Below are 23,070 nucleotides of genomic sequence, written 5' to 3' on the forward strand. Positions count from 1 at the left end.
CACGCCCACGCCCACGCCCACGCCCACGCCCACGCCCACGCCCACGCCCACGCCCACGCCCACGCCCACGCCCACGCCCACGCCCACGCCCACGCCCACGCCCAGACTACGAAAATCGACGCATCTGGCCGTGTCCAGCGTCGGTTTTCGTAGTCTCAGCGCCGATGGCTGGCGCGGTTGGGGAGGGCGACAGCGAGGGCGTGCGAGAGGCGGGCGGGTCAGGCCGGGTCGTCCGGCGCAGGCGGATCTGCAGTCCACGCCGCTGCCAGCAGCACGATGCGGGAGATCAGGTTCATCCAGACCAGCAGGGTGATGATCACGGCGAACGAGGCCAGCAGCGCGTTCTTGCTCGCCGAGCCCGCCACCACCGAGGTGCCGAGCACCCGGACCACGCCCAGACCGATCCCCGCGATGATCGCCCCACCGCGCAGGTCCTTCCAGGCCGGTCGCAATCCGGACAGCAGCAGCACGATCAGGCAGAAGGTGGCCGCGTCCACCACGAACGCGACCAGGATGCCGAGCACTCGCACGGCGATCGCCCCGGCGGTGGAATCGTCCAGTCCGACAATCCCGAGCAGCCAGTCCGCAGCAGTGGTCGTGACGATGCTGAGCACCGCGGACAGCAGGATTGCCACCCCGAGGCCGACGAACCCGCCGAGCTCGCGCAGTTTGCCGACCACCGGGTTGTCACCGCCGGAGGGGTCTTGGTCGAACATGGCACGCACCGCGGTGCGCAGCGCGGCCATTGCAGAGATCGCTGACATCAACAGCACGACGAACGCGATGATGCTGGCGATCCCCAGCCCACGGCTGAACTGCAGGGCGTTCGGGTCGATAATCCCGCCGCCGTCGCCGGTGTCGACCAGACCGGGCAGGTTCGCGTCGATGGTGTCGAGCACCGTGGCGCGCAGGTCGTCGTTCCCGCCGAGCACGGCCATGAACGCGGTGTACCCGATGGTCAACCCGGCAAAGACTGAGAACAGCGCAGCGTAGGCGATGCCGCCGGTGAGCACCCCGCCACCGGCGGAACCGAAGCGCGCGTTGGCTCGGGCTGCGCGGGTGCGCTGCCACCAGGCCAGCGCCGCCTGGCCCCGGGCGATCAGGCCCTTGAGCCCGGCCGGGTACGCCCGCGTGCCGACATCCTTGCGGTCACCGGCTGCGGTGTCCGCCGGTCCGGCGATGTCGGCGTGCACTCGCCCCGCTCCACGTGGTTCTGCCGGGTTCATGCTGGTGAGACTAGGAGTCGGCGCGGGGCTCCGCACCCCGGAGCGGGTGGGCGGCCAACACCCGCCAGCGCCCGTCGTCGCCGTGCTCGTAGACCTGGATGCTGCCGACCTCGAACCGCGCCTCGAACTCGGCCATGTCGGCGAAGGCCCGGTCCAATGCCTCGTCCGGGACCTCGTGTGCGATGGTGACATGCGGGTGGTAATGGAACCGCAGCTCCTGCGCCAACAGGCCCGTGCGCACCCGGCTCTCCAGCGTCTCGCAGGAGCCGATGCCCTCCACCACCTGCACAAAGACCACAGGGGACACGGGGCGGAAGCTCGCGGTCCCGCGCAGATGCACCCCGAAGGGTTCCTGAGCGCGCGTGACCTCGGCCAGGTGCTCGTGGACGGCCGGCAGCTGGTCCTCGCGGACGGTGGTGGGGCCGAGCAGGGTGATGTGCGGGGCGATCAGGTCGGCGGCGGGGTCGCCGACGCGGGCGCGGGCATCGTGCAATTCGGTGGCCCACGGCTCCGGGATCCCGATCGCCACCCCGATCCGGACGGTTCCGGGGTCGCGGCGGATGATCGGGATCGCCTGCGTGTACTGGGTCATGCCGTCCGACGGGGCAGCAGGCCGAACCGGTCGGAGATCCGCCGCATCACCGGGGCGGCGATCTCCGCGGCACGGTCGGCACCGTCCGCCAGGATCGCGTCCAGCTGCGCCGGGTCGGACAGGTAGCCGTTCACCCGCTCCTGGAAGGGCGCGAGGAACTCCACCACCACATCCGCCAGGTCGACCTTGAGATGGCCGTAGCCCTTGCCCGCGTAGTCGGCGACGATGGCGTCGATCTCCCGGCCGGTCAGCGCGGAGTAGATGGTCAGCAGGTTGGCGATGCCGGGCTGGTTCTCCCGGTCGAAGCGGATCTCGGACCCCGCATCGGTGACCGCGGAACGGATGCGCTTGGCGACCGTCTTGGCCGGGTCCAACAGCTCGATGATGCCGTTCGGGCTGGAGGACGACTTGCTCATCTTGGACGTGGGGTCCTGCAGGTCGTAGATCTTGGCGGTGGCCTTGACGATGTGCGCCTCCGGCACCACCGCGGTGCCCTCGCCGAACCGGGAGTTCAGCCGCTGGGCCAGATCGCGGGTGAGCTCGAGGTGCTGGCGCTGGTCTTCACCCACCGGCACGAGGGCGGTGTCGTAGAGCAGGATGTCCGCGGCCATCAGGATCGGGTAGGTGAACAGCCCGACCGAGGTGCCCTCCGCGCCGTACTTGCTGGACTTGTCCTTGAACTGGGTCATCCGGCCCGCCTCGCCGAATCCGGTCTGGCAGGACAGCAACCAAGCCAGCTCCGCGTGCTGGGACACGTGCGACTGCACGAACAGGATCGAGCGCTCCGGGTCCACACCGGCCGCCAAGTACTGCGCGGCGGTCCGCCGGGTCCGCTCGCGCAGCACCGCCGGGTCCGGTGCCACGGTCAGCGCGTGCAGGTCGACCACGCAGTAGATCGGGTCGTAGGACTCCTGCAGCGCCACCCACTGGGTCAGCGCGCCCAGGTAGTTGCCGAGGTGGAGCGAGTCGGAGGTGGGCTGCATCCCGGAGAAGATGCGGGGCGTACCTGGAGCCATGGGTCCATTCTTGCGTTCGTGGGCCGGAGGGGGCCCGGGGGCGGAGAGGGGCGATGTGCGAGGTCTAGGTGGCCTCGTCGTCAAAGGGCGCTGGCCCCGCGGTGGTGGCGGTGGCGGCAGCCGCAGCAACCCCGGCGGTGGCGGGGCGGACCGGGTCGGGGTCGAGCAGAGCATCCCGGACGATCCGGCGCGGGTCGTAGCGGCGCGGGTCGAGGGCGGCCCAGTCGATGTCCTTGACGTCCTCGCCCAACTCCTCGTCCACGCGTGAACGGGCGTCCTGGACGAAGTGCCGCGCCTGCTTGGTCAACCGCGCCAGCTGCTCGGCGTACTTGGGCAACCGAGCCGGTCCGATCACGATCACGGCGACGAGCAAGATCACAAGGAACTCGCCGCCGTTGATCCCGAACATCGGGCCAGGCTACCTGTCCGATCGCCGGAGCGGGAGTGCCGAGGTCAGGGCAACGAGACCGCCGCGGCCAGGGTGTCCCAGCCGCGGGTCAGCCGCGCGGGCACCCCGTCGTCGTAGGCCCGCCCGGGGAACGCCGAGACCACCTCGGTGGCGGAGACCTGGTCGTCCGCGGACACCACCTCAACCACGGTGTCGCCGTCCTGCCAGGCCAGGTGCCAGGGCGACTCCGAGAGCAGGTACACGGTGCGATCACCGACGGTGAGCTGGTCAGCGCCGACCAGGGCGGTGGCATCCAACTGCCCGTGCTGCTCGGTGATCACCAGCTCGCCGAGCGGACCGGCGATACCCACTCGCAGCGTGTTGCCGTCGTCCTGGAGCCGGGCCGAGGTCACAGACCACCCTGCGGGAATCTCGGTGGGGCAGGTCCAACCGTGCTGACGCATCCAGTCCAGGTACTCCTGTGTGCTGGAATCCTCGGTCGCAGTGGAGATCGGGGCGGCGGCCGCACTGGTCTGTCCGAGTAGGGACAGCGCCTCCTGCGGCTGGGCCGAGGGAGTCACGGTGGCCGGGCGTCCGCCGAGCATGAACAGCCCGACCGCGACCACGCCCACACCGGTGACCGAGCCGACCAGCAGTCGCAGCCCGCGTCGGGTCGGGGTCAGCTCGCCGGTGAGCGCACCGTGCCCGCTCAGTGCCGGGGCCAGCCAGGAGGTGATCCGACCGGGCTGGGGGGCGGATGTCGGAGCCGGACGATGTGCCGTCTCTCCGGGCGGGGCGAAGGCGGCCGAGGCACAGCCCAGCGCCATCAGCCGAGCGGTCAGGTCACCGTCGGGGCGCACGTCGCACACCTGAGCGAGCATCCGGCGCGCCTGCCGGGCGTCGGCGAGTTCGGCGGCGCAGCGCGGGCAACCGGCCACATGGGACAGGGCGCGCTCGGTGGCGGCCGGATTCAGCTGACCGTCGACCAGCGCGCTGACCCGGTCGCCCAGGTGCGCGCTCACCGGACGACCGCCGGTTCGATCGGGTCCACCGCCAGCATGGTCTGCGGGGCGCGATGCTCCAACGAGACCCGCAGCCGGGCGCGGGCGCGGTGGATGCGGGAACGCACGGTGCCCAGCTTGATGCCGAGCGTCACCGCGATCTCCTCGTAGGACAGGCCCTCGATGTCACAGAGCACCACGGCGGCGCGGTAGTCCGGGGGCAGCTCGTCCAGCGCCTGCTGGATGTCGACGTCCAGGTTGTCGTGTTCGAAGGCGCGCTCCGGGCGGTCCAGCCCCTCCGCGGCGGCGAAGCGGTCGGAGTCCTCCCCCATCGCGTCCATCCGGATCCGCTGCTTGCGACGCGCGCCGTCCAGGAACAGGTTGGTGGTGATCCGGTGCAGCCAGCCCTCGAAGGTGCCGGGGGTGTAGCTCGACAGCGAGCGGAAGACCCGGATGAAGGTCTCCTGGGTGAGGTCCTCGGCGTCCTGACGGTTGCCGGTCAGTCGGTAGGCCAGCCGGTACACCCGCGCCGAGTGCTCGCGCACGATGGCCTCCCAGCTGGGAGGCTGCCAGTCCGCGTCGGGTGCCGAAGTGGCCAATCCACGTCCTTCGTCGTCGTGATCCGCTCGGTGCGGAACGGCTACCAGTGTCCACCACAGGTGAACCCCGATGCTCCCCGAACGCGTGAGGGTGTCGTGGAGTTCCCGGGCACTAGGCTGAGCAGCAGCGTTTCACCCCGTCGATTTCACCAGGAGGGCACCATCGCCAGCGACAAGGCCGGGAGCTGGGTCTACGCCGAGTCCTTCGTCCCCGAGGACGAGATCCTGCTGCGCGCCCGGGAACGGGCCGCCGAGCTGGGCTGCACTGCGGTCGCGCCGGGCACCGGTGCGGCGCTGAGCATGCTGGCCGCGGCCTCCAAAGCCCGGGCCGTGGTGGAGATTGGCACCGGCGCTGGAGTGTCGTCGCTGCAACTCCTGCGCGGGATGCCGGCCGGCGGTGTGCTGACCACTATCGACGTGGAGGTCGAGCATCACCGGGCTGCCAAGCAGGCCTTCGCTGAGGAGGGCATCCGCCCGGCTCGGACCCGGACCATCTCCGGGCGTGCGCTGGACGTGATCCCCCGGCTGACCGATGCCGCCTACGACCTGGTGTTCGTGGACGCGGACATCGAGCACTACCCGACCTATGTCCGCCAGGCCGTGCGACTGCTGCGTCCCGGTGGCGTGCTGGCTGTTGACGACGCGCTGTGGCACGACCGGGTGCCCGATCCGGCTCGCCGGGACGAGGCGACCACCCTGGTGCGGGAGACCGGCAGGATCGTGCGCGAGGACGAGGATCTGGTGGCCAGCCTGTTGCCGGTGGGCGACGGCCTGTTGGTGGCCGTCCGCCGCTGACTCCACGCGCGGGTCCGGCGCGCATGGCACCGGACCCGCGCTGTGTGCGCCCTACACCAGCGCGCTGAGGTAGCTGAGCAGCAGGCGCGCGCCGTAGCCGGTGGCACCCTCGGTCAGCTCGTGCTTATCCGCGGTGGACCGAGCGGGCCCGGCGATGTCCAGGTGCGCCCAGGCCCGGCCACCGGTGAACTCCCGCAGGAACAGGGCCGCGGTGATCGACCCGGCCCCGTACTTCAGGTCCTGGGCGACGTGCCGCAGATCGGCCACATCCGAGTGTGTGGCGTCGAGGTAATCCGGCACCAGCGGCATCGGCCAGGCCGACTCACCGGAGACATCCGCGGCGGCGCGCAGGGCGTCCACCAGGGCCGGGTCCGTGCCGTAGAGGGCTGCGTGCTGCTTGCCCAGGCCGAGGCTCGCCGCACCGGTGAGGGTGGCGACGTCGATCAGCACATCCGGGTCGAGGGTGGCATCGGCGAAGGCGAGCGCGTCACCCAGCACCAGTCGGCCCTCGGCGTCGGTGTTCGCCACCTCGACCGTGCGTCCGCCGTACATCCGTAGCACGTCCGCGGGCCGGTAGCTGGCCGCACCGAAGTGGTTCTCGGCCAGCGGCAGCACGGCGGTCACCCGGTGCGGCAGCTGCGCGTCCGCGGCGGCAAGCACCGTGGCCAGGGCGACCGCGGCACCGGCCATGTCGGTCTTCATGGTGACCATCGACTCGCGCGGCTTGATCGAGATACCGCCGGTGTCATAGGTGATGCCCTTGCCGACCAGCACCACATGCCGACCCGTGTCAGCGCTGGGCCGGTACTCCACGGTGACCAGACGGGGGGTGGAGGCCGACCCGGCCCCGACGGCCAGAATCCCGCCGAAGCCTTGCGCGGTCAGCTCCTTCGGGCCGAGCACCGTCGCGGTCAGACCAGCGGCCTGCGCCAGTTCGGTGGCCCGATCGGCCATCCAGGCCGGGTCCTTGACGTTGGACGGGGTGTTGGTCAGGTCGCGGACCAACCAGGTGGCGGTGGCTCCACGGACCGCGGTGGCCAGCGCGTCGGTGGCGACCGCATCGTCCCGGCCGACCAGCACCAGCTCGGCAGCGGGCTGCTCGGACTCCGGCGCGGGGGCACCGATCCGCTGCACCCGGTACGCGGCGAGCAGGTAGCCCTCCGCCGTGGCACGCACGGTCTCCGGCGACTCGATGCCGACGGTGGTCAGCACCCGGCGCAGGCCACGGGTGGCGCGGGCGAGTGCCGCACCGGCCCGGCGCAGCGCCAGCGGGGAACCGTTCCCTACCCCAACCAGCACCACCCGGCGCGGCAGTGACTGCCAGGGCAGCGCAGCGGCGGCGCTGCCCACGGGCCGGGGCAGCAGCAGAGTCCAGGCCTCACCCGCGGCACCGGTCAGACCGGCACGTTCGGCCAGTTCGGCCAGGTCGATGCCGTAGCGGGCGGCCGCCTCAGCGGTGCCCTGGCGGGGCTGGAGGTCGGTGTCGTCCGGGGCAGCGGGAGCCACCGGCACGGCGACCGCGTCCACATCCTGCGCATCGAGCAGGGCCGAGGACGCCAGCGAGCCCGGTGCCAGCGAGATTGCCGGCACCGGGCGTCCGATACGCACCTGGTGCGCAGTGGTGCGAGCCATGTGGGCTCGTCAGCTGACGACGGAGGTGAGGGCCTCGCCCAGCTCCTGCGCCTCGGTGGCGTTCAGCTCGACGACCAGTCGACCGCCACCCTCGAGCGGAACCCGCATGACGATGCCGCGCCCCTCCTTGGTCACCTCGAGGGGACCGTCACCAGTCCTGGGCTTCATCGCGGCCATGCGTGGCTCTCCTTCTGCATCGGTAGCGGGTCGGTGTTCACGGTCCGTGCGCGCTGCTCCGCGGGCTGCGGAACGGGTCGTTCACGGGCACCGACTCGATGGATGTCCAGCGCACAGTCTAGTTCACCGGGCGCACTAGTCCGCCGAACAGCGCCGGTCAGCGCGGCCAGACACCCGGACGGCGGCCGATCACGGCGGCCAACCCGACGGCGGCACGAAGCGCCAGATCTGCCACAGCCACACCACCTGGAGCACCAGCATCGTCAACGTCAGCAGTCCGGTCCACAGCCGGGCGGCCCAGCGCGGACCCGAGACGATGCCGACCGTCGCCGTTCCCAGCGGGAACGCGAGCAGCAAGAACCGCGCCAAGCTGCTGCCCGGCTCGATGGCGGCTCCGATGTACAGCGGGTAGGCAGCGCCCCAGGTGTAGAGCTCACCGCCGAGTCGCCGAGTGGACGGGGCCAGCAGGATCACCGCGACCAGCGCGATGATCCCCACGGCAACCCACGGCCAGTGGTCGTGGAACCAGAACGGCAGGATGTACCCCCAGGCCCCGAAGGGGGCGATCTCCGCGCTCCCCCGCCACGCCGCCTGGGTCCGCAGGTAGCCGTCCGGCACACCGGTCATCACCCCGCACAGCACCGGCCAGAGCACACCGGAGACCGCCGAGGCCCCGGCCAGACCGATCAGCGCGGCCCAGGTCCGGCCAGGCAACGACCGGGTCTCCCGCCAGCGCAACCAGGCGTGCACCAGCACCACCGCGGCGATCGGCAGGGCCACCGCACGGGTCAGCCCGAGTGCCAGCACGCCGAGCGCCGCCCAGCCGTAGCGCCGGGTCACGATGGCCCACAGCGTCAGCGCGATGAGCAGCAGCGCCAAGGACTCCGTATAGCCGACCTGGAGCACCACCGCGGTCGGGAACACGCTGACCAGCAGCACCGTCGCCAGAGGCAGGCCGGGCCGGGCCGCCACCGCCCGCGGCGCACCGCGCTCGACCAGTCGGTGCATCACCGGCATCGCCGCCGCACCCAGCAGCAGGGCCAGCGTCGGTGCCACCACCGTCCACGAGGCCCCGGTCACCGTCATGAGCAACCGAGCGAGCAGCGGGAACAGCGGGAAGAACGCCCAGGCGTTCTGCTGCACCGCCCCGTCCTCGCCCACCGGCAGTGCCTCCGGGTAGCCGTCCTCGGCGATCTGCCGGTACCAGCTCGCGTCCCACATCAGCCCGGTGTAGTCGGCATAACTCGGGGACTCGCCGGTCCAGCCGTTCGCCACCTGGTGGGAGGCCACCACCAGCAACGCCACTGCGGAGAACAGTCGGGCGGCGGCGTAGATAGCCAGGCACTGGACCCACCACGGCCAGCGGCGCGGGTTCACAGCAGCCCCCGTGTCACCCGGGCCGGAACGCCCTCACCCCGCACCGCCGCGACCAGATCCACCGTCCGGCGGGTGGCCTGAACGTCATGCGCCCGGAACACGCGTGCGCCCTGCCAGGCCGCGAGCGCCGTCGCCGCCAGTGTGCCCTCCAACCGGTCCTGCGGCGGCAGGTCCAATGTCTCGCCGATGAAGTCCTTGCGGGACAGCGCCACCAGCACCGGGTACCCGAGCTCGACCAGCGCGGCGGTACGACGCAGCAGGTGCAGCGAGTGCCAGGTGTTCTTGCCGAAGTCGTGGGTGGGATCGACCAGCACCGACTCCGGGGGCACACCGAGCGCCGCTGCCCGGGCCGCTGCCGCTCGCAGGGTGTCAAGCACGTCGATCAGCACCCCGTCGCGCGGGTCGGTCGGTACCGGGGCGTCCGGGGGCACGGGGTAGGACACCCGGAACGGATCAGTGCGGGGCGGCAGGCCCCCGGTGTGCGAGCAGACCACGCCCAGACCCCGTTCGGCGGCGACCTCGACCAGTGCCGGGTCGTGTCCGGCCCAGGTGTCGTTCAGCAGATCAGCGCCGGCGTCGGCGGCGGCCCGGGCGACCTCGGACCGCCAGGTGTCCACGCTGACCAGCAGGTCCGGGTGGCGCTGGCGGACCCGAGCGATCAGGGGCACCACCCGGTCGATCTCCTCGGCGACGGTGACCTCCGGCCCGCGCCCGGCACGCACCCCGCCCAGGTCGACCAGGTCAGCGCCCTCCTGCTCGGCGCGGGCGACGGCGGCGTCCGCTCCCGCGTCGTCGTAGCGTGCCGCGGCGTAGAACGAGTCCGGGGTCCGGTTGATGACCGCCATCACTGCCGGGTGTTCCGGGCCGAAGCGTCGACCCCGCAGCACCAGGTCGGCACCGGCCGAGGGAACGCCGGTGGTCATTCCTCGGCGTAGGCGGCCGCGGCGGAGGCGTCCTGGTCGGTCTCCTCCTGCTCGCGGGCGGCCTGCTCGGCGGCACGGAGCTGCGCGCCCCGTTCGGCGACGATCCGCACCGCCTCAGCGGGGTCGTCCACCAGCGTGATCAGGGCCAGGTCCGCCTCGGAGATCATGCCGCGCTCCAGCACCGGGCCCCGCACCCAGTCGAGCAGGCCCTGCCAGTACTCGGTGCCGACCAGCACGATGGGGAACTCGACCACCTTGTGCGTCTGCACCAGGGTCAGTGCCTCGAACAACTCGTCGAAGGTCCCGAAGCCGCCGGGCAGCACGATGAAGCCCTCGGCGTACTTCACGAACATCGTCTTGCGGGCGAAGAAGTACCGGAAGTTCACCCCGAGATCGACCCACGGGTTCATTCCGTGCTCGAAGGGCAGCTCGATGCCGAGCCCGATGGACAGCCCACCGGCCTCACTGGCTCCCTTGTTGGCGGCGGACATGATGCCCGGGCCGCCACCGGTGATCACGGCATACCCGGCCTCGACCAGACGTCGCCCGACCTCCTCCGCGGCGGCGAAGTCCGGGTGCTCCGGCTTGACCCGGGCCGACCCGAAGACGCTGACCGCGGGACCGACCTCGGCCAGCGCACCGAAGCCCTCGACGAACTCGCTCTGGATCCGCATCACCCGCCACGGGTCGCCGTGCAACCAGTCGGCGCCGTCGCTGCCGGACAGCAGGCGCTGGTCGGTGGTGGTGGCAGGGATCTGGTCCCGGCGCAGCAGCACCGGGCCCTTGCGGTAACCGGTGCCGGGGACCGGGAGGCCGTCGTCGCTCATGGCCCCGACTGTACGGCGCGCGGCTCAGGCAGTGAGCCAGGCCCGCAGCGCGTCCCGACACTGGTCCAGCTGCTCTACCGGCAGGTGCTCGTCGTCCTTGTGCGCCAGCAGCGGGTCACCCGGGCCGAAGTTCACCGCGGGCACGCCGAGCGCAGAGAACCGGGCCACATCCGTCCAGCCGTACTTGGGGGCGGGCACACCACCGGTCACGCCGAGCACCGCCGCCGCAAAGTCCGCCGCGACCGGATCGTCCAACCCCGGACGCGCCCCGGACGCGGAGTCGGTGATCCGTACGGTGAAACCGTCGAAGAGCTCACGGACATGCGCCTCGGCCTGCTCCACCGACCGTGCCGGCGCGAAGCGGTAGTTCACGGTCACCACACACCGGTCCGGGATGACGTTGGTGGCGATGCCTCCGCTGATCAGCACGGCGTTCAGGCCCTCGCGGTAGACCAGTCCCTCCACCTCGACCTGCTCCGGGGTGTACGCCGCGAGCCGGTTCAGCACCTCCGCGGTGCCGTGGATCGCATTGCGGCCGGTCCACGCCCGAGCCGAGTGCGCGGCCACCCCGGTCACCTCCACCTCCGCGCGCAGGGTGCCGTTGCAGCCGCCCTCGATGCCCGCATTGGACGGTTCGCACAGCACCGCGAAGTCGGCGGCCAACCACTCGGGGTGGTTCCGCGCGATCCGGCCCAGGCCGTTCAGCGCGGCGTCGACCTCCTCGTGGTCGTAGAACACCCAGGTGATGTCCCGGCTCGGCGCGGTCAGCTCCGCGGCCAGCGCCAGTTGCACGGCGACGCCGCCCTTCATGTCGACGGTGCCGCGGCCCCACAGGATGCCGTCCGCCAGCCGGGTCGGCAGATTCGCCGGGTTCTCGGCCACCGGCACCGTGTCGATGTGTCCGGCGATCACCACCCGGGAGGCCCGGCCCAGATCAGTGCGGGCCACCACCGCGTCACCGTCCCGGTCGACCGTCAGGTGCGGCAGCGCCCGCAACGCCAGCTCCACCGCATCGGCCAGCGCGGTCTCCTGGCCACTCACCGAGCGCAGGTCGCACAACTGCGCGGTCAACGTGGTCAGGTCGGCGCTCAGATCCAGGGTGGTGACAGTCATGTCACCGGACCCTAGTCGCCCCGCCCCGTAGGCTTTCGGTCATGACCGACACGCGCACCGCCTGGGGCTGGGGACTGGCCACGCTCACCACCACCGGGAACGTCCTGGACACCTGGTACCCCGAGCCCGCGCTGGGCGAGCCGACCTCCGACACCGCGCCGCAGCACCTGCGGGCAGCCGAGGGCGAGGACCCGCTGCGCGACGTGCGAATCGAGCTGGTGTGCACGGTCATCGACCTGGACGCCGACCCTGCGGACACCGCGGACGCCTACCTGCGCCTGCACCTGCTCTCCCACCGCCTGGTCCGCCCGCACGGGGTCAACCTGACCGGGATCTTCGGCGTGCTGCCGAATGTGGTGTGGACCGACCGCGGCCCCTGCGCGGTGGACGGGTTCGAGGACGTGCGCGGTCGTCACCTGGTGGCCGGACAGCGGATCAGCGTCTTCGGGGTGGACAAATTCCCGCGGATGGTCGACTACGTGCTGCCCTCCGGGGTGCGGATCGCCGACGCGGACCGGGTCCGGCTGGGCGCGCACCTGGCCTCCGGTACGACCGTCATGCACGAGGGTTTCGTGAACTTCAACGCGGGCACCCTGGGCACCTCGATGGTCGAGGGACGGATCTCCGCGGGTGTGGTGGTCGGCGAGGGCTCGGACATTGGGGGCGGTGCGTCGATCATGGGCACCCTGTCCGGCGGTGGCCGCGAGGTGGTGTCCATCGGTGAGCGCTCCCTGCTGGGTGCCAACGCCGGGCTGGGCATCGTGCTGGGTGACGACTGCGTGGTCGAGGCCGGGCTGTACGTCACCGCGGGCACCAAGGTCACCATCGTCGGCGGTGAATCCGCGGGCACCGTGGTCAAGGCGCGTGAGCTCTCCGGCGCGAACGGTCTGCTGTTCCGCCGCAACTCCGTGACTGGCGGTGTGGAGGTTGTGGCCCGCACCGGCACCGGGATCACCCTGAACGCGGATCTGCACGCCAACTGATGTCGGCCCGGCCCGCGAGCGCCCGCCCACGGTCCTCGCGGATCGGGTGCGCGGCGCTCACTGCCCTCCTGCTGCTCCTGGCCGCGGTCGCCGGTGGCGTGGTCTGGCTGGTGCAACGCCCAGCGACGAGCACCGCATCGAACCGGTGCACCGCCGAGGCCGAGGACACCGACTGGGAGCTGTCAGCTGCGCAGGCGGACAACGCGGCGCTGATCGCGGTGACCTCGATGCGGCGCGGTATGCCCGCCCGGGCCGCGACCATCGGCTTGGCCACCGCACTGCAAGAGTCCCGGCTGATCAACATCGACTACGGCGACCGCGACTCGGTCGGGCTGTTCCAGCAGCGGCCCTCCCAGGGCTGGGGCACCGTGGAGCAGATCATGGACCCGGTGTACTCCACCGGAAAGTTCTACGACGGCCTGGCCGACGTCGAGGGCTATACCGAGCTGGAGATCACCGAGGCCGCGCAAGCCGTGCAGCGCTCCGCCTTCCCGGAGGCCTACGCCCAGCACGAGTTCCGGGCCCGCGCCTGGGCCTCGGCGCTCACCGGCTGGTCGGAGACCGTGCTCACCTGTGATCTGTCAGCACCGAACGAGCCGGGCTCCCCTGATGCCCTCGCCGAGCGCGTCGCCCGCGACTTCGGCAACACGGTGGTCGCGACCACCGATGGCACCACCGACGGGAACCGGGTGCTGCTGGCCACCGACGAGCTCGCCCGGGTCTCCGGAGCCGAGGCACGCCGGGCGGGCTGGGCGGTGGCGCAGTGGGCGGTTGCGGTCGCTGCCGGTCAGCAGGTGATCGAGGTGCGGGTGGGCGATGCGGTGTGGGACCGCGCCACCGGGAGTTGGACGCTCGACACCGAGGCCGACCCACTGCCCGATGACACGGTCGCGGTCACTGTGGAGGCTCAGCGCCCGGCGACCTCGACGTAGTCACGCTGGCCGGAGCCGGTGTAGACCTGGCGCGGCCGCCCGATCTTGGTCTTGGGGTCGAGCATCATCTCCCGCCACTGCGCGATCCAGCCGGGCATCCGGCCGAGTGCGAACAGCGGGGTGAACATCGACTCGTTGAATCCCATCGCCTTGTAGATCAGGCCGGTGTAGAAGTCGACATTCGGGTAGAGCTTGCGCGAGACGAAGTAGTCGTCGTTGAGTGCGATCTCCTCCAGCGCGCGGGCGATGTCCAGCAGCTCGTCGTTCTTGCCCAGCGCGGACAGCACCGCGTCGGCGCTCTCCTTCACGATGGCGGCGCGCGGGTCGTAGTTCTTGTACACCCGGTGCCCGAAGCCCATCAGGCGGACGCCCTGCTCCTTGTCCTTGACCCGGCGCATGAACTCGGTGGCGTCCCCGCCGTTGGCCTGGATCTCCGCCAGCATACGCAGCACCGACTCATTGGCCCCACCGTGCAGCGGGCCGGAGAGCGCGTTGATCCCGGCGGCGACCGAGGCGTACAGATTCGCGTGGGCGGAGCCGACCTGGCGGACGGTGCTGGTGGAGCAGTTCTGCTCGTGGTCGGCGTGCAGGATCAGCAGCTTGTCCAGCGCGCGCACCACCGTCGGGTCGACGTCGTACTGCTGGTAGGGCACCGCGAAGGTCATCCGCAGGAAGTCCTCGACGTACCCGCGCGAGTAGTCCGGATAGAGCAGCGGCTCGCCCCGTGAGGTCCGGTGCAGGTAGGAGGTGATCGTGCGGGTTTTGGCCAGCAGCAGGACGGTGGCCAGCTCGACCGCCTCGGGGTCGAAGGGGTCCAGCGACTCCGGGTAGAAGGTGGCCAGCGCGTTGATCGCCGAGCTCATCACCGCCATCGGGTGCGCCCCGGACGGGAAGGTCCCCATGAAGGTGCGGAAGTTCTCGTGCACGAAGGTGTGCCGGTTCACCCGCTCCACGAAGGCGTCCAGCTCGTCCGCGGTCGGCAGCTCCCCGTTGAACAGCAGGTAGGCGACCTCCAGGAACGAGGAGTTCTCGGCCAGCTGGTCGATCGGGTACCCGCGGTAGCGCAGGATGCCCGCGTCACCGTCGATGTAGGTGATCTGCGACTCGCAGGATGCGGTGTTCATGAAGCCGGGGTCGACGGTCACCAGACCGGTGTCCCGCAGCAGCGACGAGACCTCGATGCCGGAGTTTCCCTCGGTCGCGGGGACGACGGGCAGCTCATGGGTCCGGGCGTCCACGGTCAGCTGCACGGTTGCGGGGTCGGTCATGACGCTCCTCCTCGGGCGGGGTGTCGGGCGGGGATGGATCGCCCGGAGCGGGGTACGGCTGCGGCTACGTTGCGGCGCCTCACCCGGTCGGCCGGTTGACGGCCCGCGAGCACGCTACGTGACCCGGGGCCCGGCGACCATCCCGAGATAGGACTAACAGCTGTGACCCGTCTCACACGGCGGAGAGCCGATCCGCGGCAGCGGCGATCCGCTCGTCCGTGCCGGTCAGCGCGACCCGGATGTGCTCCGGCGCGCCGTAGAACGAGCCCGGCGCGACGAGGATTCCGGCATCGGCCAAGCGACCCACCGTGGCCCAGCAGTCCTCCCCGGCAGTCACCCACAGGTAGAGGCCCGCCTCGGAGCCATCGAGGCGCAACCCGGCACCGGTCAACGCCGGAAGCAGGGTCGCCCGGCGAGCGCGGTACAGCTCCCGCTGCGCGGCAACATGCGCGTCATCCCCGAGCGCAACGGTCATTGCCGCCTGCACCGGACCGGGCACGATCATCCCGGCGTGCTTGCGCGCGGCCAGCAGGGCGGCGATCAACGCCGGGTCACCGGCCGTGAACGCCGCCCGGTAGCCGGCCAGATTCGACTGCTTGGACAGCGAGTACAGCGCCAGCACGCCGGTCGGGTCGCCGCCGGTGACCCGCGGGTCCAACACGCTCGGCACACCCTCGGTGATCCAGGGCGCGGACCAAGGCAGCTCGGCGTAGCACTCATCGGAGGCCACCACCGCACCCACCGCACGCGCCGCCTCCACCACAGCCCGCAGCTGCGTCACGCTCAGCACGCTGCCGTCCGGGTTGCCCGGCGAGTTCAACCAGACCAGACGCACCCGGGCACCGTCGGGGCCGACCAATATCTGCACCGGGTCGGCGGTCGGCACCGGTGTCGCACCGGCCAGACGAGCCCCCACGTCATAGGTGGGATAGGCCGCAGCCGGGTGCAGCACCAGGTCCCCCGCGCCCAGACCCAGCAGGGCGGGCAGCAGTGCCACCATCTCTTTGGAACCCACCGTCGGCAGCACACCGGCCGGGTCCAGACCCGGCACATTCCTCCGCCGGGCGAACCAGTCGACCACGGCCTGCCGCAGCGCCGGGGTGCCCCAGGTCTGCGGGTAGCCCGGCGAATCGGCTGCTTGCGCAAGCGCGGTGCGCAACAGCTCCGGTGTCGGGTCGACCGGGGTGCCCACCGACAGGTCGACGATCCCGTCCGGGTGCTGTCGCGCCCGGTCGGCGAAGGGGGTCAGGGTGTCCCAGGGGAAGTCCGGCAGCGCCGCGGTGAACAGACCCATCAGTCGCCGTGCACCTGCAGCGGGAGGGTGGCGATCACCGGGTGGTCCTTGTCGATCTGGCCCATCTTGGCCGCGCCGCCCGGAGAGCCGATCCCGTCGAAGAACTCGACGTTCGCCTTGTAATAGTCGGACCACTGCTCGGGGACGTCGTCCTCGTAGTAGATCGCCTCCACCGGGCACACCGGCTCACAGGCACCGCAATCCACGCACTCGTCGGGGTGGATGTACAGCGAGCGCTTGCCCTCGTAGATGCAGTCGACCGGACATTCCTCGATGCAGGCCTTGTCCTTGACGTCCACACAGGGCTGAGCGATCACATAGGTCACGACATGTCCTCCACGCACCCGGTTCGCCCGGGCGTCTGTCATCGGTCCGGCGGCTGATGCCTAGTATCGCTCACCTGCACCCCCGACGACGCTCCGAGGAGGACCGATGGCCGAGGAGGACCCCTGGCGCAGCTGGCCGGTCGGCGCACGTGCGATGGTGCGGCGGCGGCTGCCCGCCGAGGACACCCACCTGTTCAGCGATGTGGTCGGGGACCTGCTGGCGGTCGACGACGACGGTGTGCTGCTACGCACCCGACGTCACGGGGATGTCCGGGTGCCGGGGACGCAGATCGCCATCGGCAAACTGGTGCCCCGTCCCCGGCGCTGACTCAGCCCTCGGGCGCGGGCGGCTGGGTCGCCGGATCAGCGCCGCACACCACCCGGTTCTGTGCCTTGTACCGCCAGGACAGGTTGTCGGTGGACTGCACCTCACCGTTCAGCGAGATGGTGCGGGTCACCTGAATGCTGAACCCGGGGTTGCCCGCGGACTGCGGTGAGCAGGAGGCCGAGGTGTTGTAGACCGTGGTCGGGGAGACGACATTGGTCTTCTCCCCCGACGTGATCGACACCTCGTAGTACGGGGTGCTCCACAGCCGGACCCACGTCTTGCCGTCCGCGACATAGGACTGCACCAGCACTCCGTACGGTGTGGTGTTCTTCCACTGCATGTCGATGGAGCCGGTGTACAGCGTGGCCTCACGACCCGCCGGGTAACGCTGGAACCACTCCGAGTGCGGGGTGTGGTCGGTGTCCTCCATCCCGGCCTCGAAGGCGGCGTTGAAGGTGGTGGTGGACAACTGCGACAGGCCGCCGCCCCAGGCATCGGAGTGCTCGCCGTTGACGATGGCCCCGGCCTGCACGAACCCGTGCGCGGCATCGATCGGCCCCAAGGCGTCGGTCAGCGAGAAGGTCTCCCCCGGGCGGACCAGGGTGCCGTTGATCGCCGCGGCCCCCGCGGAGATGTTCTGCGTGCGACGGGACTCGCTGGTCAGCGGGGTGGAGAACTCGGAGATGACCTCCTTGACCCCCAGCTCCTCCAGCGCCTGCGTGCTCTGCGCCGGGTCGGAGGACACCAGCTCCACACTGGCCGTGCGCTCGTCGGTGCTGCTGGCCGCTGTGGTGACGGCGGTGCCGAGTGCAGCCGGGTCCAACGTGGTACCCGGGGTGCCCGGCACGATCACCGGCGCACCGTCCTGGAACTCGAATCGGGCGTCCGCCGAGTCGGTGAGCAGATTCGATGTCCGGGACACGACCTGCTCGACCAAGGCCGCACCGTCCATCTGCAACACCAGCTGGTCGCCCTCCGGGACGAAGGACGCCGCTGCCACCAGCACATCGACCGGGAGCTCGGCATTCTGTCCCGCCACGCCCACCGTGACCGGACCGGAGACCACCGCCGAGGCGACATCGCGCACCACGCGGTCCACCTCGTCCTGGGTGATCGCGGGTTCGACCGTGTCACTGGGCAGCTCGATGGGCATCGCCTCGGTCAGCCAGCCGTCCTCCAGTGTGCTGCGGGCACCCTCCTGGTCCAGCGACCAGCCGTCCACCGCGTCGACCCCCTGCGGGGCACCGTCCACGAACACCACCGACCCGTCCACCGGCGCGAGGGTCAGCGCACCGGACAGCTCCTCGAGTGCCGCGTCCAACTTGGCCTCGTCCACCGTCGTCACCGGGGACTCCTCGCCACCACCGGCGATGTGCTGCCACATCCGCTGCGGGCGCAGGTCCACGCCGGTCAGGGAGTTCACCGTCGCGTCGACGTCCAGACTCAACCCCGCGGTCGCCGGGTCCACCGACCCGCTCACCTCACGGGCGATCACCGCGATGGCCTGATTGGATCGCTCCGACAGGCCGTCGGACAGGGCAGTCCGGGCATCGTCGGCGGTCATTCCTCCGACCTCGATCCCGGCCACCGTCGTCCCGCGCGGCACCCGATCCGCCAGCGCATAGGCACCGCCGACGTACGCGCCGCCCAGCACCACCAGCACACCGGCCACGATCAACACCGGTCGCCACCAGCGGCGCTGTCCGGTGGGCTCGGATTCGAACACGTCCAGCGGGGATCCTTCACTCGGGGTGGCGTCCGACTCGTCATCGGCGACCGGGTCCGGGGTAGCCGGGGCTGCAACGGGGAGGACGGTGGTGGTCTCCGTGGCTGGGGTGCCTTCCGGCACGGGCTCGGCGAGCGACGCGGTGACGTCAGTGGCGGTGGCCTGCGCCGACGGTTCATCGGCGAGCCGCTCGGTGACGGGGGTGCGGACCGGTGCGGCGGGGGTCTGGTCCGGGGCATCGGCGTCCTCGTCGGGCGCGGCGTCAGGGTCGGCAGCCGGCGCATTCAGGTCCGTGTCCGGCGTGCCGTGGTCGGTGTCCCGCTCGTCCAGATCGGTGACCGGCTCATCCACGTCCGCGGCAGACTCGTCCGCGTCGGGGGCAGGTGCGTCGTCGCCGGGCTGCTCCGCGACGTCGGCATCGCCGGTCGGGCGCTCGCCGGTGTCGTTCGGCTGCGGCACTGGTGCGGTCACGTTCGGGCTCGCAGAGGTGGCCGTGGTGTCAGCCTTTCCCTGCGGCGCGTCGGCGGTGGTGTCCTCCGGCGCGCTGCCGTCCGCGTTCCCCTGGCCCATCTGGTGGTCCCTTTCTCACCGGTGCCTCCCGCAGCCGCGGGCACAGTCCGCGATTCTACGGGCGGATACCCACAATCCCGCGCCGGATTCGCCGTGACCCGGTGCAGAAACCAGGCACTGTGGGCGAGTTCAGCGAATGGGGTGCATCCGTCGACGCAGATGCACCAGGCCTCCGGCGTCCGGGCGGCCCTCGCGCACGCTGAGCACGTCGCCGAGCACCAGGTCATGGTCCCCGGCCGGAACGATCTGTCGGGTGCGGCACTCGGCCCAGGCGGCGGCACCGTCGACCCAGGCGGCACCGAACTCCGGCGCGCGGTGATGCGGCACCCGGTCGAGTTGACCGATCACCGGTCGCCCCGGCGAGGCCAGCCAGTCGGCCACCGGGATCTGGTCGTCGGCCAGGATGCTCAATCCCCAGGTGTCCACCTGGTCGAGCGCGTCGCGGATCCGGCTGTCGGCGTGCAAGCTGACCAACAGGATCGGCGGTTCCAAGGAGACCGAGACCACCGCGGAGACCGTGGCGGCGTGATCCGCGCCGCGCCAGCGCACCGCGGTGACCGCCACTCCCCCGGGCAACCGCGCCATCGCCGCCCGGAACGCCTCGACGTCGACGCTCATACCGCCGACCGACGCCGCAGCGGCTGGTCGCTGAACCACCGCGACGGTAGGGCGAGCACACCGAGCGCGACGACGACCGCACCGCCCAGCCAGTACCAGCCCCAGTTGTCACGGCCCGGGATCAGCACATCGCCGCCCGGACCGTATTGGGACAGCCCGCCCAGCACGAGGAGCAGACCGGCCAGCTGCACCAGGACGTACACCCGACCGAAGCCGGCCCGGACCAGCACACTCGAGGTCAGCACCAGCGCCAGGGCAAGCACCAGGCCCCACGGCTGACTCGACCGGTGCATCACGGTGCCGACCGCGCCGACGACGGCAGCGATCAGCAGGACACCGAGCAGACGGAGAAGGGCGCGCACGCGGCTCAGGCTACGGGGTCGGGCTGGGACGGGACCGCCCAGGGCAGGTCGACGGTGCGAGAGGGGTCCGCCCACTCGTAGCGCTCCTCCGGGAGAATGGGGGCCAGCACACCGTTGGACAGCGCATAGCACCCGGCCAGAGCGGGCCGTCGTTCCAGCGCCGTCACCGCCTGCACCTGGGTGGCGTGTGCACCCAGCGCGTCCAGCACCGCCCCGCGCACCGGCCACACCGGGACGATGAACCCCGCGCCCGGGCGCGTCCGGGCCATGGCGGGTAGGGACCCCGCTGGGTCAGGCAGCGTGAACGGCCCTTGACGGCTCGACGCCCATGCAAGGTCAGCGTGTGCGGCAATCAGTGCTGCCACGTCGGCGTCGTCGGCCAACACCCGGTAGGCCGCGTGCAGATCAGCGCCAAGGGCGACCGCCCACGCCACGGGTGGCGCAGCAACGCCCATCAGCTCCGCCGCACGCCGCACGATCCGGTGGGTGCGCACGTGGTCCGGGTGCCCGTACCCGCCACCCGGCTCATACGTCACCACCAGAGCAGGCCGACGCTCCCCCAGCCACGCAGCCAGTCGTCCGGCTTGCGCATCCAGATCACCGGCGACCAGCGCGTCAGCGGGCAGCTCAGCCGCGGCACCGGCCTGGGCGAACCCGTCCATCCACGCCATGCCCGAATCGACGTAGCGCACCGCCGGACCGGGCAACTGGTCGAGGAACCGCTGCTCCACTCCCCCGAGCGCCCGCATCGCCGCGGCGATCTCGGTTTCCCGATACGCACCGAGCGCCGGGCCGTTCCCCTCCAGTTCAGCGCGGAGGGGACCGATCACCTCTCCCTGCTCACCGCGGGTGCAGGTGATCACCGTGGTCGGCAGATCAGCCGCGACGGCGGTGGACAGCAGAACGCCCGAGGTGAGGGTCTCGTCATCGGGGTGCGCGTGCACCGCCACGACCCCACCTCGGGCGTTCAACGGGTTCAGGCCTTCTTGCTGCGCGCGGTGATCCGGGCGCGCTCGGACTGGTCGAGCACCACCTTGCGGATCCGGACCACCTCCGGGGTGACCTCGACGCACTCGTCCTCGCGGGCGAACTCCAGGGACTCCTCCAGGGTCAGGTGCCGCGGCGGCACCAGGTTCTCGAAGTTGTCCGCGGTGGACGACCGCATGTTGGTGAGCTTCTTCTCCTTGGTGATGTTGACGTCCATGTCCTCACTGCGGGAGTTCTCACCGACGATCATGCCCTCGTAGACCTCCTGCGTGGGGTCGACAAAGAAGCTGCCGCGCTCCTGCAGGTTGATCATCGCAAAGGGCGTCACCGCACCGGCGCGGTCGGCGACCAGCGACCCGGCCACCCGGGTCTCGATCGGCCCCGCCCACGGCTCGTAGCCCTCGGCCAGCGAGGAGGCGATGCCGGTGCCACGGGTCTCGGTCAGGAACCGGGTCCGGAATCCGATCAGGCCACGGGCCGGGACCAGGAACTCCATCCGCACCCAACCAGTGCCGTGGTTGGTCATGGTCTCCATGCGGCCCTTGCGCTGGGCCAGCAGCTGGGTGACAGCACCGAGGTACTCCTCCGGCACGTCGATGGTCATCCGCTCGACCGGCTCGTGCACCTTGCCGTCGATCTTCTTGGTGACCACCTGCGGCTTGCCCACGGTCAGCTCGAAGCCCTCGCGGCGCATCTGCTCGACCAGGATGGCCAGCGCCAGCTCACCGCGGCCCTGCACCTCCCAGGCATCCGGACGCTCGGTGGGCAGCACCCGCAGCGAGACGTTACCGATCAGCTCCTTGTCCAGGCGGTCCTTCACCTGGCGCGCGGTGACCTTGTGGCCCTTGCCGCCCTTGCCGGCCAGCGGGGAGGTGTTGATCCCGATGGTCATGCTGATCGCCGGGTCGTCCACGGTGATCAGCGGCAACGGGCGCGGGTCATCCGGGTCGGTCAGGGTCTCACCGATGGTGATGTCCTCGATGCCCGCCACCGCCACGATGTCACCGGGGCCCGCCTGATCGGTGGGGACACGCTCGAGCGCCTTGGTCTCCAACAGCTCGGTGATCCGCACGTTCTGCGTCGTGCCGTCCGCACGGCACCAGGCCACGGTCTGCCCCTTGGTCAGCGTGCCGTTGAAGATCCGCAACAGCGCCAGTCGACCCAGGAACGGCGAGGCGTCCAGGTTGGTGACATGCGCCTGCAACGGTGCGCCCTCGGTGTAGGTCGGGGCCGGGATCTTCTCCAGGATGGTGGCGAACAGCGGCTCGAGGTTCTCGCTGTCCGGCAGCTCGCCATCGCCAGGCTGGTTCAGCGACGCGCGACCGGCCTTGGCAGCGGCGTAGACCACCGGCACGTCCAGGATCGCGTCCAGGTCCAGGTCCTCGACCTCGTCGTGCAGGTCGGACGCCAGGCCGAGCAGCAGGTCGGTGGCCTCACCGACGACCTCGGTGATCCGGGAGTCCGGGCGATCGACCTTGTTGACCACCAGGATCACCGGCAGCTTGGCGGCCAGCGCCTTGCGCAGCACGAACCGGGTCTGCGGCAACGGCCCCTCGGAGGCGTCCACCAGCAGCACCACACCATCGACCATCGACAGGCCGCGCTCGACCTCACCGCCGAAGTCCGCGTGGCCCGGGGTGTCGATCACGTTGATGGTGATGCCATCGGGCTGGCCCGCCGCGACCGCCGCCGGGCCGGAGTACCGGACCGCGGTGTTCTTGGCGAGGATCGTGATGCCCTTCTCACGTTCCAGGTCACCGGAGTCCATCGCCCGCTCGTCCACGTGGGAGTGCTCGCCGAATGCGCCGGACTGCCAGAGCATGGCGTCGACGAGGGTGGTCTTGCCGTGGTCGACGTGGGCGACGATCGCGACGTTGCGCAGATCGCCGCGCACGCTGGTGCCGGAGGGCACGGACATAGAAGGTTTCCGTTCCGGAGAGTGGGGTGTGGGGGCGCAGCGTCGTCGAGCGCCGATCGATTCTACGCGTAGACGCGAATGCGGCGCGGAGG

General features: G+C 71.0%; 24 protein-coding genes. 4 read left to right on the top strand and 20 right to left on the bottom strand.

The window, feature by feature from the left end; translation table 11 throughout:
• Window positions 1-218 precede the first annotated feature (218 nt).
• The 6 genes from AB0N78_RS08555 to sigE all read right to left on the bottom strand — a co-directional run bounded on the left by AB0N78_RS08555 (window position 219) and on the right by sigE (window position 4,870).
• On the bottom strand, window positions 219-1,226 hold the full coding sequence (locus AB0N78_RS08555) for a YihY/virulence factor BrkB family protein (protein ID WP_363388459.1): 1,008 nt from the start codon (window positions 1,224-1,226) through the stop codon (window positions 219-221).
• Window positions 1,227-1,236: 10 nt separating this feature from the next.
• A complete protein-coding gene (locus AB0N78_RS08560) occupies window positions 1,237-1,818 on the bottom strand; it encodes a 2'-5' RNA ligase family protein (RefSeq protein WP_363388461.1) in 582 nt (193 codons plus the stop codon).
• Entirely contained in the window at window positions 1,815-2,834 is a 1,020-nt protein-coding gene (gene trpS / locus AB0N78_RS08565; RefSeq protein ID WP_363388464.1) for a tryptophan--tRNA ligase, read from the bottom strand. Before trpS ends, AB0N78_RS08560 begins: the two co-directional genes overlap by 4 nt.
• 64 nt (window positions 2,835-2,898) lie before the next feature.
• On the bottom strand, window positions 2,899-3,243 hold the full coding sequence (locus AB0N78_RS08570) for a Sec-independent protein translocase TatB (RefSeq protein WP_363388467.1): 345 nt from the start codon (window positions 3,241-3,243) through the stop codon (window positions 2,899-2,901).
• Window positions 3,244-3,287: 44 nt separating this feature from the next.
• Complete coding sequence (locus AB0N78_RS08575; protein ID WP_363388470.1) at window positions 3,288-4,244, bottom strand: zf-HC2 domain-containing protein; 957 nt, start codon at window positions 4,242-4,244, stop codon at window positions 3,288-3,290.
• Entirely contained in the window at window positions 4,241-4,870 is a 630-nt protein-coding gene (sigE, locus tag AB0N78_RS08580) for an RNA polymerase sigma factor SigE (protein ID WP_363389866.1), read from the bottom strand. Before sigE ends, AB0N78_RS08575 begins: the two co-directional genes overlap by 4 nt.
• A gap of 114 nt (window positions 4,871-4,984) precedes the next feature.
• Between sigE and AB0N78_RS08585 the strand changes: the two genes are divergently transcribed.
• Window positions 4,985-5,617 (top strand): O-methyltransferase, encoded by a 633-nt coding sequence (locus AB0N78_RS08585; protein ID WP_363389869.1) that lies wholly within the window; start codon window positions 4,985-4,987, stop codon window positions 5,615-5,617.
• Between the two features lie 51 nt (window positions 5,618-5,668).
• On the opposite strand, the gene AB0N78_RS08590 is transcribed toward AB0N78_RS08585, so the two are convergent.
• The 6 genes from AB0N78_RS08590 to dapE all read right to left on the bottom strand — a co-directional run bounded on the left by AB0N78_RS08590 (window position 5,669) and on the right by dapE (window position 11,666).
• The gene (locus AB0N78_RS08590) at window positions 5,669-7,249 is read right to left on the bottom strand and encodes a leucyl aminopeptidase family protein (protein ID WP_363388473.1); all 1,581 of its coding nucleotides are present in this window, start codon (window positions 7,247-7,249) and stop codon (window positions 5,669-5,671) included.
• 9 nt (window positions 7,250-7,258) lie between these two features.
• On the bottom strand, window positions 7,259-7,426 hold the full coding sequence (locus tag AB0N78_RS08595) for a DUF3117 domain-containing protein (protein WP_082812748.1): 168 nt from the start codon (window positions 7,424-7,426) through the stop codon (window positions 7,259-7,261).
• A 189-nt stretch (window positions 7,427-7,615) separates the two neighbouring features.
• Window positions 7,616-8,803: a hypothetical protein gene (locus tag AB0N78_RS08600; protein ID WP_363388477.1), complete on the bottom strand. Its 1,188-nt coding sequence runs from the start codon at window positions 8,801-8,803 to the stop codon at window positions 7,616-7,618.
• Window positions 8,800-9,726, bottom strand: a complete 927-nt coding sequence (folP, locus tag AB0N78_RS08605) for a dihydropteroate synthase (protein ID WP_363388480.1) — start codon at window positions 9,724-9,726, stop codon at window positions 8,800-8,802. Before folP ends, AB0N78_RS08600 begins: the two co-directional genes overlap by 4 nt.
• Window positions 9,723-10,553 (bottom strand): TIGR00730 family Rossman fold protein, encoded by an 831-nt coding sequence (locus AB0N78_RS08610; protein ID WP_363388483.1) that lies wholly within the window; start codon window positions 10,551-10,553, stop codon window positions 9,723-9,725. The genes folP and AB0N78_RS08610 overlap by 4 nt, the downstream gene beginning before the upstream one ends.
• A gap of 24 nt (window positions 10,554-10,577) precedes the next feature.
• Window positions 10,578-11,666: a succinyl-diaminopimelate desuccinylase gene (dapE, locus tag AB0N78_RS08615; protein ID WP_363388486.1), complete on the bottom strand. Its 1,089-nt coding sequence runs from the start codon at window positions 11,664-11,666 to the stop codon at window positions 10,578-10,580.
• Between the two features lie 41 nt (window positions 11,667-11,707).
• Here dapE and dapD point away from each other — a divergent pair, with 41 nt between their 5' ends.
• Window positions 11,708-12,649 carry a 2,3,4,5-tetrahydropyridine-2,6-dicarboxylate N-succinyltransferase gene (gene dapD / locus AB0N78_RS08620; RefSeq protein ID WP_363388489.1) on the top strand — a complete coding sequence of 314 codons (942 nt, stop codon included), beginning with the start codon at window positions 11,708-11,710 and terminating at the stop codon, window positions 12,647-12,649.
• Window positions 12,649-13,581, top strand: coding sequence for a hypothetical protein (locus tag AB0N78_RS08625; protein WP_363388492.1), 933 nt, complete (start codon window positions 12,649-12,651; stop codon window positions 13,579-13,581). The genes dapD and AB0N78_RS08625 overlap by 1 nt, the downstream gene beginning before the upstream one ends.
• On the opposite strand, the gene AB0N78_RS08630 is transcribed toward AB0N78_RS08625, so the two are convergent.
• The 3 genes from AB0N78_RS08630 to fdxA form a co-directional block, all read right to left on the bottom strand.
• Window positions 13,557-14,849 carry a citrate synthase gene (locus AB0N78_RS08630; RefSeq protein WP_363388495.1) on the bottom strand — a complete coding sequence of 431 codons (1,293 nt, stop codon included), beginning with the start codon at window positions 14,847-14,849 and terminating at the stop codon, window positions 13,557-13,559. The two genes, AB0N78_RS08625 and AB0N78_RS08630, sit on opposite strands and share 25 nt — an antisense overlap.
• Window positions 14,850-15,021: 172 nt before the next feature.
• Window positions 15,022-16,143 (bottom strand): succinyldiaminopimelate transaminase, encoded by a 1,122-nt coding sequence (dapC, locus tag AB0N78_RS08635; RefSeq protein WP_363388498.1) that lies wholly within the window; start codon window positions 16,141-16,143, stop codon window positions 15,022-15,024.
• Window positions 16,143-16,469 (bottom strand): ferredoxin, encoded by a 327-nt coding sequence (fdxA, locus tag AB0N78_RS08640; RefSeq protein ID WP_363388501.1) that lies wholly within the window; start codon window positions 16,467-16,469, stop codon window positions 16,143-16,145. The genes dapC and fdxA overlap by 1 nt, the downstream gene beginning before the upstream one ends.
• 106 nt (window positions 16,470-16,575) lie before the next feature.
• Between fdxA and AB0N78_RS08645 the strand changes: the two genes are divergently transcribed.
• A complete protein-coding gene (locus tag AB0N78_RS08645; protein WP_363388504.1) occupies window positions 16,576-16,797 on the top strand; it encodes a hypothetical protein in 222 nt (73 codons plus the stop codon).
• 1 nt (window position 16,798) lies between these two features.
• Here AB0N78_RS08645 and AB0N78_RS08650 read toward each other — a convergent pair whose 3' ends face one another.
• The 5 genes from AB0N78_RS08650 to typA all read right to left on the bottom strand — a co-directional run bounded on the left by AB0N78_RS08650 (window position 16,799) and on the right by typA (window position 22,978).
• Window positions 16,799-19,093, bottom strand: coding sequence for a VanW family protein (locus tag AB0N78_RS08650; RefSeq protein WP_363388507.1), 2,295 nt, complete (start codon window positions 19,091-19,093; stop codon window positions 16,799-16,801).
• A 129-nt stretch (window positions 19,094-19,222) separates the two neighbouring features.
• Window positions 19,223-19,711, bottom strand: a complete 489-nt coding sequence (locus AB0N78_RS08655; protein ID WP_363388510.1) for a flavin reductase family protein — start codon at window positions 19,709-19,711, stop codon at window positions 19,223-19,225.
• On the bottom strand, window positions 19,708-20,073 hold the full coding sequence (locus AB0N78_RS08660) for a hypothetical protein (protein ID WP_363388513.1): 366 nt from the start codon (window positions 20,071-20,073) through the stop codon (window positions 19,708-19,710). Before AB0N78_RS08660 ends, AB0N78_RS08655 begins: the two co-directional genes overlap by 4 nt.
• Window positions 20,074-20,078: 5 nt before the next feature.
• Entirely contained in the window at window positions 20,079-21,023 is a 945-nt protein-coding gene (locus AB0N78_RS08665) for a PIG-L family deacetylase (RefSeq protein ID WP_363388515.1), read from the bottom strand.
• Between the two features lie 26 nt (window positions 21,024-21,049).
• On the bottom strand, window positions 21,050-22,978 hold the full coding sequence (gene typA / locus AB0N78_RS08670) for a translational GTPase TypA (RefSeq protein ID WP_363388518.1): 1,929 nt from the start codon (window positions 22,976-22,978) through the stop codon (window positions 21,050-21,052).
• Window positions 22,979-23,070: the final 92 nt, after the last annotated feature.

Source organism: Cellulomonas sp. NPDC089187, from assembly GCF_040685135.1.
Lineage (GTDB): Bacteria > Actinomycetota > Actinomycetes > Actinomycetales > Cellulomonadaceae > Cellulomonas.